The sequence below is a fragment of the Microbispora siamensis genome (assembly GCF_016863095.1).
Lineage (GTDB): Bacteria > Actinomycetota > Actinomycetes > Streptosporangiales > Streptosporangiaceae > Microbispora > Microbispora siamensis.
In genome coordinates, this window is sequence record NZ_BOOF01000047.1 from 48,486 (window position 1) to 62,428 (window position 13,943).

11 protein-coding genes are annotated in these 13,943 nt (G+C 70.7%); 4 read left to right on the forward strand and 7 right to left on the reverse strand.

What is annotated here, in order from left to right; all coding sequences use genetic code 11:
- Positions 1–141: 141 nt before the first annotated feature.
- From Msi02_RS33645 to Msi02_RS33670, 6 genes are all read right to left on the reverse strand, one after another.
- Complete coding sequence (locus tag Msi02_RS33645; RefSeq protein WP_204051895.1) at positions 142–882, reverse strand: helix-turn-helix transcriptional regulator; 741 nt, start codon at positions 880–882, stop codon at positions 142–144.
- Positions 879–1,697 carry a DUF4097 family beta strand repeat-containing protein gene (locus tag Msi02_RS33650; protein WP_204051896.1) on the reverse strand — a complete coding sequence of 273 codons (819 nt, stop codon included), beginning with the start codon at positions 1,695–1,697 and terminating at the stop codon, positions 879–881. Before Msi02_RS33650 ends, Msi02_RS33645 begins: the two co-directional genes overlap by 4 nt.
- A 187-nt stretch (positions 1,698–1,884) precedes the next feature.
- Positions 1,885–2,058 carry a DUF6104 family protein gene (locus Msi02_RS33655; protein WP_167530605.1) on the reverse strand — a complete coding sequence of 58 codons (174 nt, stop codon included), beginning with the start codon at positions 2,056–2,058 and terminating at the stop codon, positions 1,885–1,887.
- An 83-nt stretch (positions 2,059–2,141) separates the two neighbouring features.
- A complete protein-coding gene (locus Msi02_RS33660; protein ID WP_204051897.1) occupies positions 2,142–5,825 on the reverse strand; it encodes a multifunctional oxoglutarate decarboxylase/oxoglutarate dehydrogenase thiamine pyrophosphate-binding subunit/dihydrolipoyllysine-residue succinyltransferase subunit in 3,684 nt (1,227 codons plus the stop codon).
- 196 nt (positions 5,826–6,021) lie between these two features.
- The gene (locus Msi02_RS33665; RefSeq protein ID WP_239108962.1) at positions 6,022–6,663 is read right to left on the reverse strand and encodes a B3/B4 domain-containing protein; all 642 of its coding nucleotides are present in this window, start codon (positions 6,661–6,663) and stop codon (positions 6,022–6,024) included.
- A gap of 10 nt (positions 6,664–6,673) precedes the next feature.
- Positions 6,674–7,249, reverse strand: a complete 576-nt coding sequence (locus tag Msi02_RS33670; RefSeq protein WP_079316302.1) for a TetR/AcrR family transcriptional regulator — start codon at positions 7,247–7,249, stop codon at positions 6,674–6,676.
- A 71-nt stretch (positions 7,250–7,320) separates the two neighbouring features.
- Between Msi02_RS33670 and Msi02_RS33675 the strand changes: the two genes are divergently transcribed.
- Complete coding sequence (locus Msi02_RS33675; protein WP_079316303.1) at positions 7,321–8,079, forward strand: SDR family NAD(P)-dependent oxidoreductase; 759 nt, start codon at positions 7,321–7,323, stop codon at positions 8,077–8,079.
- Between the two features lie 82 nt (positions 8,080–8,161).
- Here Msi02_RS33675 and Msi02_RS33680 read toward each other — a convergent pair whose 3' ends face one another.
- Entirely contained in the window at positions 8,162–10,702 is a 2,541-nt protein-coding gene (locus Msi02_RS33680; protein ID WP_239108963.1) for a glycoside hydrolase family 9 protein, read from the reverse strand.
- Positions 10,703–10,901: 199 nt separating this feature from the next.
- On the opposite strand from Msi02_RS33680, the gene Msi02_RS33685 reads away from it, so the two are divergent.
- From Msi02_RS33685 to Msi02_RS33695, 3 genes are all read left to right on the forward strand, one after another.
- A complete protein-coding gene (locus tag Msi02_RS33685; protein WP_204051900.1) occupies positions 10,902–11,483 on the forward strand; it encodes a winged helix-turn-helix domain-containing protein in 582 nt (193 codons plus the stop codon).
- Positions 11,484–11,490: 7 nt separating this feature from the next.
- Positions 11,491–12,810 carry an MFS transporter gene (locus tag Msi02_RS33690; protein WP_204051901.1) on the forward strand — a complete coding sequence of 440 codons (1,320 nt, stop codon included), beginning with the start codon at positions 11,491–11,493 and terminating at the stop codon, positions 12,808–12,810.
- A gap of 61 nt (positions 12,811–12,871) precedes the next feature.
- Entirely contained in the window at positions 12,872–13,936 is a 1,065-nt protein-coding gene (locus tag Msi02_RS33695) for an MBL fold metallo-hydrolase (RefSeq protein ID WP_079316307.1), read from the forward strand.
- The last annotated feature ends 7 nt before the right edge of the window (positions 13,937–13,943 follow it).

Here is a 13,943-nt window from a genome sequence, read left to right on the forward strand (position 1 = left end):
GGCGGCGCTCTCGTCGCCGCCCTCCCGCTGCCGGTCACGCTGGGCGCCGTGAGGCGGCACTGGAGCGCGGCGGAGTCCGGTTTCAGTGGCCGGTTCAGTGTCCGGTTTCAGCGGCCGGTTTCAGCGGCCGGTTTCACGGCTTCAGGAACGCAGCGCCCGGCGGATGCGCTCGGCGGCCTCGTCGAGGGCGGCCCGGCACTCGGCCAGGGCCCGCTCGTCGGGCACGCCCGCGGCGGAGGACCGGTGGACGTCGGCGACGAAGTCGGCCAGCATCCGGCTGAGCGCGACGTCGTGGCCGCCCTGCCGGCCGCCGCCGAACCCCCAGGACTCCTCCCAGATGCGGCGCCACTCGTGCTGCCAGCGCTCGCCCTCCTCCTGCCATTGGCGCTTGTGGCGGCGCCACTCCTCCTTCTGCCTGCGCCACTCCTCCCTGGCCTGGTCACGCTGCCGCCGCCACTCCTCCTTCTGCTCACGCCGGAGGTCGCGGTTGTCGTGGCCGATGTCCCTGGCCATCTGGGTGAGCTCCTCGCGCAGCGAACGCACGGTCTGCCGTACGTCCTCCTTCACCTCGCGCGCGATGTCCTGGACCGAGGCGGTGATCTCCTGCTCCAGGTCGGCGAGCTCGTCCATCCGGTCGTTCAGCTCGGCCCGTCCCTTGTCGGTCAGCGTGAAGACCTTCTTGCCGTTCACGACCTCGTGGGTGACGAGGCCCTCGTCCTCCAGCCGGGCCAGCCGGGGATAGATCGTGCCGGGGGAGGGGGAGTAGACGCCGAGGAAACGGTCCTGCAGGAGCCGGATGACCTCGTAGCCGTGCCGCGGGCTCTCCTCCAGGAGCTTCAGCAGGTACAGCCGCAACCGGCCGTGCCCGAACACCGGACTCATGCTCTCTCCTCTTCTCGCCTCGCGGGGTGGCCGCTGAGCAGGGTGACGGCGCCGGACACCGTGGTCGCCGAGAGGGACGCCATGCCGCCGCCCAACCGGCCGCTGAGCGAACGGGCCCCCGGGGCCGAGGTGGCGTACAACTCGGGGAAGGCCGACTCGATCCTGCCTGAGGTCGAGCGGATGGACACGTCGGTGTCCACGTCGTGCGGCAGCCGTACGACGATCGCGCCCGACATGCTGTGCAGCGTGACGTGACCGGTGGGCGCCAGTTCGAGGTCGGCGGTGACGCGCCCGGACACCGTGTTCGCGCGCAGCCGCCGCGGCCGGCCCGCGGCCACCGTGAGGTCGCCGGAGACGCTGGAGAAGGACAGGTCGCCGGCCAGCCCCCGGCTCTCCACCGAGCCCGAGACCGTCTCGGCCTGCACCTCGCCGCTGACGCCGTCGAGGACGATCTCCCCCGACACGCTCTTCACGCCGGTGATCCCCTCCACGCCCGCTACGACGGCGGAGGCGGAGACGACCCCGGCCTGGACGGGACACGTCTTCGGCACGGTCAGCGTCAGTGTGGTCCTACGGGGTCCCGAGCGTAACCAGCCCAGGATCCCGTCCCACGTCAGGTCCTTGTACGCGACCGTCAGGCGGCCGTCGTCGTCGTGGGTCACCACCAGCGGCGAGCCGTCCACCTCCGTCACTTCGAGGGTCGGCGGGCCGTCACTGGCCAGCACGGCCAGCCGACCGGCTACGACGCGCACGTTGAGCGCGGCGACCTCTTCGAACGTGAGCCGTCCGGGAGAGTCGATCGTCCATTGGGGCACCGCTCAGGCCCTTCCACGCGAAGTCCTGCGTCCGCGCGGGCGGCACCCGCGCGAACGAACCATCCACAAACAAGATATATCTCGTTTGCGCGAAGTCAAGATGTATCGCGTTTGTCCCGGAGTCCGACTCTCGCTCCGAACCGCTCTCGCCGGCCGTCGTCGCGGTCGTTTCCGCCGACCGTCCTCGTCAGTCGTCCTCGTCGAGGCGGGCGAGCCAGGTGGCCAGCCGCTCGACGGGCACCTCGAACTCGGGGTTGAGGTCCACGAACTCGCGCAGCCGCTCCGCGAGCCAGCCCACGCTGACCTCCTCCTCGCCGCGGCGCTCGACGAGCTCCTCGATCCCCCTGTCGGTGAAGTACATACCTCGCTCCAGTGAATGACCTGATCATGGAGAAAGGTCCCCCACGAGCGTGGGGGACCTCCTCAGTGGTGCGGAATCCTCGTTCAGCCGAAGATCTCGTCCAGGATCGCGTGCAGTTCCTCGTCGTGCTTGGCGTGGGAGCCGACGGCCGGCGAGGAGTTCGGCGTACGCGAGACCCGGCGGAAGGTGCGGCCCCCGAGCAGGTCGGGCTTCTCCACCATCTTCAGGCTGAGGTAGGGCCACGGGCCCATGTTCACGGGCTCGTCCTGCGCCCAGAGCAGCTCCGCGTCCGCGCCGTAGCGGGCCAGCTCGGCCTTGAGCGGGTTCTCCGGGAATGGGTAGATGCGCTCCAGGCGCACCAGCGCCACGTCGTTCTTGCCGCTCTTCTCGCGCCGCGCGAGCAGGTCGTAGTAGATCCTGCCGGAGCAGACCACGATCTTGCGGACCGCCGACGGGTCCACCGTCGCGTCGCCGATGACCGGGCGGAAGGCGCCGGAGGTGAACTCCGAGGTGGCCGAGGCCGCCGCCTTGAGCCGCAGCAGCGACTTGGGCGTGAAGATGACGAGGGGCTTGCGCCGCTCCGACAGCACCTGCCAGCGCAGCAGGTGGAAGTAGTTCGCCGGGGTGCTCGGCTGTGCCACCGTCATGTTGTCCTGCGCGCACAGCTGCAGGTAGCGCTCGATCCGGCCGGAGGAGTGGTCGGGTCCCTGGCCCTCGTAGCCGTGCGGCAGCAGCAGCACGACCGAGGAGCGCTGACCCCACTTCTGCTCGCCCGACGAGATGAACTCGTCGATGATCGACTGGGCGCCGTTGGCGAAGTCGCCGAACTGCGCCTCCCAGGCGACCAGGGCGTCCGGGCGGACCACGCTGTAGCCGTACTCGAAGCCCATCGCGGCGAACTCGCTGAGCAGCGAGTCGTACACGTAGAACTTCGTGGTGCCGTGGTTGAACGTCTTCAGCGGGGTGTGCTCCTCGCCGGTGACCCGGTCGACCAGCACGGCGTGACGCTGGCCGAAGGTGCCGCGGCGGGAGTCCTGACCCACCAGGCGGACCGGGTGGTCGTCGATGAGCAGCGAGCCGAACGCGAGCAGCTCGCCGGTCGCCCAGTCGATCGCGTCCTCGGAGACCATCGCGCCGCGGCGCTGGATCACCGGGGCGAGACGCGGGTGGACGGTGAAGCCCTCGGGCAGGTTGAGCTGGGTCTCGATGACCCGCTTGACGACCTCCTCCGAGATCGCCGTCTTGGTGTCCTCGTGCGACCACGGGATCAGCTCGTCGGGCTCCGGAACCCGGACCGCGCCGGGCGCCGGCGGCCGCTTGGCGGCCTCGCGGGTCTCGGTGAAGGCCCGCTCAAGCTGCTCCTGGTAGTCGCGCAGGGCCTGCTCGGCCTCCTCGACCGTGATGTCCCCGCGGCCGATGAGGGCCTCGGTGTACAGCTTGCGGGTCGAGCGCTTGGCGTCGATGAGGTCGTACATCAGCGGCTGCGTGAACGCCGGGTTGTCGCCCTCGTTGTGACCGCGCCGCCGGTAGCAGACCATGTCGATGACGACGTCCTTGCGGAACGTCTGGCGGTACTCGTAGGCGAGCCGGCCGACCCGCACGACCGCCTCGGGGTCGTCGCCGTTCACGTGGAAGATCGGCGCCTGGATCATGCGCGCGACGTCGGTGGCGTAGACACTCGACCGCGAGGAGGCGGGGGAGGTGGTGAAGCCGACCTGGTTGTTCACCACGATGTGGACGGTGCCGCCGGTGCGGTAGCCGCGCAGCTGGGACAGGTGCAGGGTCTCGGCGACCACGCCCTGGCCGGCGAACGCCGCGTCGCCGTGGACGAGCACGGGCAGGACGGTGAAGCCCTCCTCGCCGCGCTCCAGCAGGTCCTGCTTGGCCCGGACCACGCCCTCCAGGACGGGGTCGACGGCCTCCAGGTGGGAGGGGTTCGCCACCACCGACGTGCTGATCTTGTTGCCGTCGGGCGCCACGAAGTCGCCGCTCGCACCGAGGTGGTACTTCACGTCGCCGGAGCCGTGCGCGCTGCGGGGGTCGATGTTGCCCTCGAACTCGCCGAAGATCTGGGCGTACGACTTGCCCACGATGTTGGCGAGCACGTTGAGCCGGCCGCGGTGGGCCATGCCGATGACGACCTCGTCCAGGCGCTCTGCCGCCGCGGAGCTGATCACCGAGTCGAGCAGCGGGATCAGCGACTCGCCGCCCTCGAGCGAGAACCGCTTCTGGCCGACGTACTTGGTCTGCAGGAAGGTCTCGAACGCCTCGGCGGTGTTGAGCCTGCGGAGGATGTTCAGCTGCTCCTCGCGGCTGGGCTTGGAGTGCGGCCGCTCCACCCGCGCCTGGATCCAGGCCCGCTCCTCGGGGTTCTGGATGTGCATGTACTCGATGCCGATCGTGCGGCAGTACGAGTCGCGCAGCACGCCGAGGATGTCGCGCAGCTTCATCAGCGGCTTGCCGCCGAAGCCGCCCGTCGGGAACTCGCGCTCCAGGTCCCACAGCGTCAGGCCGTGCGACTGGATGTCGAGGTCCGGGTGCTTGCGCTGGCGGTACTCCAGCGGGTCGGTGTCGGCCATGAGGTGGCCGCGGACCCGGTAGGCGTGGATGAGCTCCAGCACGCGCGCGGACTTGGCCACGTCGTCGTCGTGGGTGGCCGAGATGTCCTTGACCCAGCGGACCGGCTCGTAGGGGATGCGCAGCGACTCGAAGATCTCGTCGTAGAAGTCGTCGGCGCCGAGCAGGAGCTGGTGGATGCGGCGCAGGAAGTCGCCCGACTGGGCGCCCTGGATGATCCGGTGGTCATAGGTGGAGGTGAGCGTCATCACCTTGCTGATGGCCAGGCGGGACAGCGTCTCCTCCGAGGCGCCCTGGTATTCCGCCGGGTACTCCATCGCGCCGACGCCGATGATCGTGCCCTGGCCGGGCATGAGGCGCGGCACCGAGTGGACCGTGCCGATCGTGCCCGGGTTCGTGAGGGAGATCGTGGTGCCCTGGAAGTCCTCCACGCCGAGCTTGCCCGCGCGGGCCTTGCGCACGATCTCCTCGTACGCCACCCAGAACTGGCGGAAGTCCATGCTCTCGGCCTGCTTGATCGAGGGCACCAGCAGCTGGCGGGTGCCGTCGCTCTTCTGCACGTCGATCGCGAGGCCGAGCCCGACGTGCTCCGGCTTGACGAGGACCGGCTTGCCGTCCACCTCGCCGTACGAGTAGTTCATCTCAGGCATGGACTTGAGCGCCTGGACGATCGCGTAGCCGATGACGTGGGTGAAGGAGATCTTGCCGCCGCGGCCGCGGGACAGGTGGTTGTTGATGACGATGCGGTTGTCGATCAGCAACTTCGCGGGGACCGCGCGGACGCTCGTGGCCGTGGGAACGACCAGCGAGGCCTCCATGTTGGCGGCCGTGCGGGCGGCGGCGCCGCGCAGCTTCTCCTCGACCGCTCCGGCCGGGGCCGGAGCCTGCTGCTTGGCGGGCGCCTTGGCCTCGGGCTTCGCCTGCGGCGTGGGCTTCGGGGGCGCCGTCTGCGGGGCCGGGCTCACCGGAGCGGGAGCCTCGGGCGCGGCCGTCGCGGTCGCGCCGTTCGCGGCGCCGGCGGCCTTGGACGGAGCGGGCTTGGCCGTCCCGTTGTAGTCAGCGAAGAAGTGCCACCAGGCCTGGTCAACAGACTCGGGATCTTCGAGATACTTCTGGTACAACTCGTCGACAAGCCACTCATTTTGTCCAAAGCTTGCCAGCGGGTTTGTCCGCGACGACTCAGACGACACGGCGGAAATCGCCCTCTTCCGCAGATCGGCGTTGATGTTTGGTGAACCTGTCCAAGGCTACTCGCCTCGCACACCGACGTGCGCCCCGGCGGGTCGCAGGTCCCGGCCCATCCTCCCAGGATCGATAAAACAGGTCACGCGCGGATAGCCCGTCTGGGTGGTGAGGTGTCCCTTACCCTCTGGTCACAACGACTGGTCAGCCGATGAGCCGCGACTCGATCCGGATATTGGGAGCTATATCGGACAGCATACCCGCGAGGTCGTCGCCCGCGGCACGCAACGCGTCCAAAGAGAGCGGTTCGAGGCGCTCCAGCAGGAAGAGCGCGTCCACCGTCTCCTCGGTGATCCTCGTCCTGACGCACTGCCGCCAGTTCCACCGCCGGCAGGTGACGCCGGCGTCGTCGCGCCACACCACCTCGCCGATCTCCGGATCGCCCAGCGCCTCCTCCGAGGGCTCGTCGCCCGCGGCCCGCACCAGCCGGGCGGTGCCCCGGTAGCGGCGCAGGTCCTCGCCGCCGATCGGCAGGCCGTGCCGTACGGACACGGTGTTGTAGGCGTCCACCACCAGGTTGATCTCGGGAAGCGGCATCCGGCGGACCAGCGCGTCGACCGACGGCCGGGTGCGCTGCGGCTTGGCGCCGAAGGCGCGGTAGGCCGCCCGCCAGGCCTCGATCCTCTCGTCGTCGAGCGGCACGGCGTGGGCCGCCGCCTCGGCGAGCCAGGCCCGCGAACGGTCGTCGGACGGCCCGTTGCGGAGGCCGTACGCGCAGATCACCAGGACGGCGAAGTCCGGACGCAGCGCCGTGACGGCGTCGTCCACCCAGATGTCGTCGATCACGCCCGACAGCCTACGGCCACGCCCGCATGGCGAGCGTCGCCATCGCGTCGAGGTCGGCCCGGGTCGCGCCATCCCTGGCCTGGGTGGACATGCCCTGGATGACGGCGGCGAAGAACGTCGCGAGCGCGGCGGCGTCGGTCTCCGGCGGGAGAAGGCCGGCCTCGGCGTCCCGCTCGATCCGGCGGCGGATCGCCGCCTTGCCCGCCTCGCGGTGCCCGCGCAACTCCTCGATCACGGCGGCGTCGCTCGTGTTCACCCCCGCCGTGATGATCATGCAGCCGGGTGGGTGCGCCGGGTCGGTGTAGACCTCCGCCGCCTCGCGGAGCAGGCGCTCGACGGCCGCCCGCGCGGTCGGCTCCCCGGCCAGGGCGCGGGAGGTGAACGCGCCGTGGGTCTCCTGGTAGCGGCGCACGGCCTCGCCGAACAGCCGGTGCTTGTCCCCGAAGGCGGCGTAGAGGCTGGGCGGGTTGATCCCCATCGCCGCGGTCAGCCCGGCGACCGAGGTCGCCTCGTAGCCGTGCCGCCAGAACTCCTCCAGCGCCCGCTCCAGCGCGACGTCCCGGTCGAACGCCCTGTTCCTTCCCATGCCCCGATTTTATAGCGATCGCTACACGTCGTGTTATTGTGTAGCGGCCACTACAAAAAAGAAGGACGGATATGACTGGGTTGAGCGGTAAGACGGCGCTGGTGACGGGTGCGAGCAGGGGGATCGGGCGTGGGATCGCCGAACGGCTGGCGGCCGACGGGGCGCTGGTGGCGGTGAACTACGCCAGGGACGAGGTGGCGGCCAAGGACACGGTGGCGGCGATCGAGGCCCGGGGCGGCCGGGCCTTCGCCGTACGGGCCGAGCTGGGCGCGCCGGGCGACGTGGACGAGCTGTTCGCCGGGCTGGACCGGGAGCTGGGGCCGCAGGCGCCGATCGACATCCTCGTCAACAACACGGGGATCACCGTGCGGGGAACGATCGAGGAGGTGACGCCGGAGCTCTACGACAAGGGGTTCGCCGTCAACACGCGAGCGGCGTTCTTCGTCACACAGCGGGCGCTGCCGCGCATCCCCGACGGCGGGCGGATCGTGACGGTCACCTCGGGAGTGACCAGGATCGCGTTCCCCGAGGCGATCGCGTACGCGATGACCAAGGGCGCGCTGGAGACCTTCACGCTCGCGCTGGCCAAGCACCTCGGACCACGGGGGATCACGGTCAACAACGTGGCGCCGGGGATCATCGACACCGACACGAACGCGGACTGGCTGCGCGGCGACGAGGCGGCCTGGGCGGCGTCGGCCGGCCGGGCGGCGCTGGGCCGGGTGGGCACGCCGGAGGATGTGGCCGGAGTGGTCGCGTACCTCGCCTCCGACGACGCCCGCTGGGTCACCGGCACCACGCTCGACGCCACCGGCGGCAGCGACCTGTGAACCGTCGTCCCGACGACATGGAACCGGCCGCCGCCCCTGCTGGGGCGGCGGCCGGGGTCTTTCCGATCCGGTGCGGATCGGGTCAGGCGCAGGCGGCGCCGTTCAGCGTGAACAGGTCGGGCGTCGGGTTGGCCCCCGGCGCGCCCTGGCCGTTGAAGCCGAAGGTGACCGACTGGCCCGGCTTGATGATCTTGTTCCATGCCTCGTTCGCGGCGGTCACGGTGGCCGCCTGCTGGGAGAAGTCGGCGCTCCAGCTGTTGGCGACCTTCTGGCCCCCCAGGAACGACCACTTCAGCGACCAGCCGTCGATAGCCTTCGTGCCGGTGTTCTTGAGGGTGATCTGGGTGGTGAAGCCCGTCGGCCACGTGCCGTGCGTGGTGTAGGTGACCTTGCACGCGGCCGGGGCCTTGACCGTGCCGTCACCCTGGTCGGCGATGAACGCCGACACCCACGACAACGCGGAGTTCCAGTTGATGGCCTCCTCGTTCGTGGCGTAGGAGTTGATGTCGTCGATGTAGCAGAACTGCGGCTTGCAGCCCTTCAGCTTCGCCTGGGCCACCGGGTCCTGGAGGCCGGAGTTCGCGCCGCCCGCGAGCGTGCCGTGCGGCGGGTTCGGCAGCGAGGTGTCCAGCTGGTGGGCGTACCAGCGGCTGTGCTCGTTCTTCGACGCCACCTCGCCGTAGCCCGTCACGTACGACTGGTTGAGGGCGTTGCGGCCCAGCAGGTAGTCGATGGCCTCGATGGCGGCGTCACGGTACTTCACCGTGCCGGTGATGTCGTAGGCCGCGCCGAGTACGACCGTGTTGTTGAGAATCGCGCTGTTGGAGCCCCAGAAGTAGTCGCCCGGATCGAACGGCAGGCCGTACGGGTGGTCCTTCACGATGCCGAGGTAGCGCTCCGCGCCGTCGACGACCGACTGGCGCACCTGGTCCCGGCCGGGCAGGTCGTTCGGCACGGTCGCGAGGTCGAGGCGGCCGAGCGCGGCCACGTGACCCCAGTCGAAGGCGCCGCTCTTGCTCCACAGGTCCGCGGTGTGGTGCGGCGAGGCGAGGACGAAGTCCTTGTACTCCTTGTCACCCGTGGTGATGTAGAGCTCGGCCGCCGCCCAGTAGAACTCGTCGCTGACGTCGGCGTCGTCGTAGGTGCCACCGCCGGTGCCGTCGGAGGGGGAGGCGAGCACGTTCGGGTTCGCCTTGGCCGCCGCCCACGCCTTCTTCGCCGCCGCCAGGTTCTTGGCGGCGAACGCCGCGTCGTACGGCGCGAAGATCCGGGCCGCCTGGGCGGCCGTCGCGGCGAGGTTGAGCGTGGCGGCCGTGGAGACGGGGTGCAGTTCGCGCTTCTGCGCGTCCTGGTGCGGCAGCAGCGGCAGGCCGGTCCAGTTCTGGTCGTGGATCTTGTGGTGGACCATGCCGTCGGACCGCTGCATCTTCAGCAGGAACTCCTGCTCCCAGCGGGCCTCGTCGAGCACGTCGGGAACGGCGTCGCCGCTCTCGGGGATGTTCAGGCTGCCGATCGGCTTGGCGGTCGCGGCGTTCTTGGTGCGCTCGAACTCGCTCATGAGCTGGGCGACCGAGATGCCGCCGTTGACGACGTACTTGCCGTGGTCGCCCGCGTCGTACCAGCCGCCGGACACGTCGAGGGAGTAGTCGCAGACGCCAGGCTGGCACGGGACGTTCGTGTCGCCCTGGTTGGGGGCGACGCCCACGTGACCGGCGGGCCTGCCGTAGCCGGGACGCAGGGCGTCGTCGATCGCGATGCCGCTGCGCTGGGTGTAGTAGAACTTCAGCGCGTCGAGCTTGAGGTCGGCGTACGCGTCGGGCTTGATGTCGAACGGCCGGCTGGTCTCGCCGTCGGCGGTCAGCGTGTAACCGGTCCCGGCCTTCGCGTACGAACCGAAGTCGATCGAGTGGACGTTCTGCCCGGAGCTGGCGTCGACGCCGCGCGGGGTGGTCGTGCCCTGCGCGACGACGGTTCCGGCGGAGTTCTTGAGCTGCCACGGCAGCGCTTCGGTCGCGTCGGTGACCAGGGTGGCGTTCTTGGGGCCCTTGGGCAGGTAGGCCACCTGGTTCACGCGGACCCGGGGGCCGGTGTCGGGCGTGTAGACGTCCGGCGGCGCCCCGCCCTTGAGCGAGACGTTGTCCACGCAGAACCGCCACGCCGTCGCGCTGCCGCCGAGCTGGAAGACGACCTGCGCGTTGGGCAGGTCGACCGGCGAGGTGAACGTGTAGCTGTAGGTGTTGCCCGAGACGCTCAGCTCGGGAGCGGCCGACACGTACTGCGTGTAGGGGTCGGTCGGGAGCTGGACGTACGCCCTGGCGACCTTCCCGGGGTTCGCGGTGGCGAAGAAACTGAACGCGTAGGTCTCGTCCTTCACCAGCGGGATGTCGTTGACGCCGATGATCGCGTCCCAGGGGTTGGTCGTTCCCGCGGGGACGTCGGAGCAGAGCCGGCCGTCGGACAGCTCGAAGTTCAGGTTCGCGGTGTGCCACCACGGGTCGGTGGTGGTGTCGAACGTGCCGTTGGGGATCTGTTCCGGGCCCTCGTCCGCCGTGGCGGGAGGTGCGCCGGTCAGGCACGCCGTGGCCAGTGCCGCCACGGCGAGGATGCCGATTCGTCTGAGCACAGTCGTCCTCGGGGGGATGTAGAAGTGGGAGCGCTCCCAAGCAGTAAGGAATCGCATGTTTCCTGTGGGTTTCCGCAGGCGTCAACGAGCCGGACGGTGAGACGCGCCTGACCGGCCATTGGGGGCGTGCGGGGCTGAAACTTTCATTTCGGCAAAGAGATTTTTGCAAAGCTGTCTTTGCGATGTTAGCGTCCGGCGTATGGATCACGAGGTCTTCCACGTCCACGATCCCCGCACTCTGAAGGCGGTCGCCCACCCCCTGCGGGTGCTGCTGCTGGGGGAGCTGCGCACCAACGGCCCGGCGACCGCGACCGAGCTGGCCGGGCGCCTCGGCGAGAGTTCCGGCTCCACCAGCTATCACCTGCGTCAGCTCGCCAGATACGGGTTCGTGGAGCAGGACCCCGACCGGCGCGATCGGCGTGAGCGCAGGTGGCGGGCGATCCACCGATTCACCTCCTGGAGCGACGTGGAGATGGCCGCGACCGCCGAGGGCAGGGAGGCCGCGGCGTTCCTGCGGCGGCGCCAGCTCGAGAAGCTCACCGCCGACGTCGAGAACTTCGAGCGCGAGCGCGACCTGTGGAGCGAGGCATGGGTCGAGGCCGCCGGCATGTCCGACGTGGTGGTGCGGCTGTCGCCGGCGACGGTGGCGTCCCTCTACGAGCGGGTGTCGGCCATGCTCCTGGAGGCCGCCGAGCGGGATCGGGACGACCCGGACGCGCGTCCGGTCGCGGTCCTGCTTGCGGCCCATCCGCGCCGGGACCCGGCGGCCGGTCATGAGTGAGCCGGTCGTGGGTGAGCCGGTCGCCGGCGAGCCCGAGCGATCGCTCGCCGGGACCCCGCGGCCGGGCATGCGTGAGCACGGGCGCTACGCCGCCATCGAGTTCCTCACCTGGCTGCCGACAGGCCTGATGCTGGCGCCGATGGTGCTGCTGATGTCCGCCAGGGGGCTGGACATCGCCGAGGTCGGCCTGGTCGGCGGGGCCTACTCGGTCACGATCGTCGTGCTCGAACTGCCGACGGGCGGACTCGCCGACGTCCTCGGGAGACGCCCGGTGCTCGCCGCGTCAGCCGTCGTCAGCGTGGCCGGGCTGGTCGTGATGGCCCTGGCGCACTCGGTGTGGCCGTTCCTGGTCGCGTCCGTGCTCAAGGGCGTCGCGCGTGCGCTGTCCAGCGGGCCGGCCCAGGCGTGGTACGTCGACACCCTGCACGCCCGGTATGGCCCGGCCGCCGACCTGAAGCCCGGGCTGGCGGCCGGAAACGTCGCGGGCTCGGCCGCCCTGGCGCTCGGCACGCTCGCCGGCGGCCTGCTCCCGCTGGCCGTACGCCGGGACCCGCTGGCCGCGCCGGTCTGGGCGGGTGCGGGGGCCGCGATCGTCCTCCTGGTGGCCGTGCTCGTGCTCATGCGCGAGCCGAGCCGTACGGGGAGGGGGCCCGGCCGGGCGGCGGCACGGGTGGCCGAGGTGATCCGCGACGTGCCGGTGACGATCGTCGCCGGGATCCGGCTCGGCCTGGCCGACCGTGCCCTCGGACGGTTGCTGCTGCTGGCCGCCGGGGCCGGCGTCATGCTGAACAGCATCGAGATGCTGACCCCCGGACGCCTCGCCGCCCTGACCGGAGGATCCGAGACGGGCGGCGCGACCTACGCCTTCGTGACCTTCGCCGGCTTCGCCGCCAACGCGCTCGGCAGTTCCCTCGCGCCGCCGGTCGCCCGGCTCGTCCGCGGCTCGGTCCGCGCGGCCGCCTCGGCCACGGTCGTCACGGGGGCGGCGGTCGTCGCGCTGGCCGCCTCGACGGTCCTGCGGGGCGCGGCCGGGGTCGTCGCGACCGCGGCGGCCTACGTGCTGCTGTTCACCGCGCTCGCGGTCGCCTCCCTGCTCAGGTCCGAACTGCTGCACCAGCGGGTCGCCGCCGATCGCCGGGCCACCGTGATGTCGGTGGACTCCCTGCAGCTCCAGTTCGGCGGCATGCTCTCCTCGCTCTGCCTGGTGCCGCTGGCGGGGATCGCCGGCGTCGGCCCCGCCTGGGCGCTCACCGCCGCGGTCGTCCTCGCCTCCGCCCTCCTGTACGTACGCCTCCCCGCCGGTCCCGCTCTGAGGTACCCCCGGTAGAACCAGATTCGGTAAGGCGGCACAATCGAGCGGGCAGGGCTGCGAAAGGGGCGGGGAGCCGATGAGCAAGGTGATCGTGACCGCGGCGAACGAGGCGCAGCGTGCCGCGTGGCTGGGCGGGGGACTGCCCGAGGTCGAGCGGGTGCGGCCGGGGCTGTGGTCGATTCCCGTCCCGATCCCGATCAACCCGCTGCGCTACGTCCTGGTCTACGCCCTGGAGGTGCCGGACGGGGTTGTGATCATCGACGCCGGATGGAACACCGAGGAGGCGTACGACGCGCTCGTCGCGGGGCTCGCCACGGCCGGATACGAGATCACCGACGTGAAGGCCGTGCTGGTCACGCACATCCATCCGGACCACTACGGCCTGGCCGGGCGGATCCGGGAGGTCTCCGGCGCCTGGATCGGGCTGCATCCGGCCGACGCGCGCATCGTGCACGACCGCTACGACGAGTCGGCCATCGAGTCGCTCGTGCAGCGGGAGCGCTCCCTGCTGGTCAGGTGCGGGGTGCCGGAGATGACGGCTCAGGAGCTCGCCGGGGCGTCGGTCATGCTGCGCCAGTTCGTCACGATGGCGACGCCCGACCGGCTCATCGAGGACGGCGACCGGCTCGACCTGCCCGGCTGGGACCTGCGGGCGATGTGGACCCCCGGCCACTCGCCAGGTCACCTGTGCTTCGTGGAGCCGGAGCGCAGGCTGCTGTTCTCCGGCGACCACGTGCTCGCCCGGATCACGTCGATGGTCGCCGTGCACCCGCAGTCGGCGGCCAACCCGCTCGCCGACTACCTCGACGCGCTGCGGGCGGTGGGCAAGCTCGACGTCGAGGAGGTGCTGCCCGCGCACGAGTACCGCTTCTTGGAGCTGGAGAAGCGGGTGGACTACGTGATCGGGCACCACGAGGAGCGGCTGGCGGAGGTGCGGCGAGTCGTGGCGGAGGGCGACGGCTCCACCTGCTGGGACATCGCCACCCGGCTCACCTGGTCGCGCAGCTGGGAGGAGATCCCGGCGCACATGCGGCGGGCGGCCAACAACGAGACGCTCGCCCACCTGGTGTGGCTGGAGCAGCGGGACATGGTCACCCGCGTGCCGGGCGAGCCCGACCTCTGGTACGCGCCGTCCGCCTGACGCGGCC

Coding starts and splice junctions, on each gene's coding strand:
- Msi02_RS33645 (WP_204051895.1), bottom strand. CDS start 882: ATGAGTCCGGTGTTCGGGCACGGCCGGTTGCGGCTGTACCTGCTGAAG.
- Msi02_RS33655 (WP_167530605.1), bottom strand. CDS start 2,058: ATGTACTTCACCGACAGGGGGATCGAGGAGCTCGTCGAGCGCCGCGGC.
- Msi02_RS33670 (WP_079316302.1), bottom strand. CDS start 7,249: ATGGGAAGGAACAGGGCGTTCGACCGGGACGTCGCGCTGGAGCGGGCG.
- Msi02_RS33675 (WP_079316303.1), top strand. CDS start 7,321: ATGACTGGGTTGAGCGGTAAGACGGCGCTGGTGACGGGTGCGAGCAGG.
- Msi02_RS33685 (WP_204051900.1), top strand. CDS start 10,902: ATGGATCACGAGGTCTTCCACGTCCACGATCCCCGCACTCTGAAGGCG.
- Msi02_RS33695 (WP_079316307.1), top strand. CDS start 12,872: ATGAGCAAGGTGATCGTGACCGCGGCGAACGAGGCGCAGCGTGCCGCG.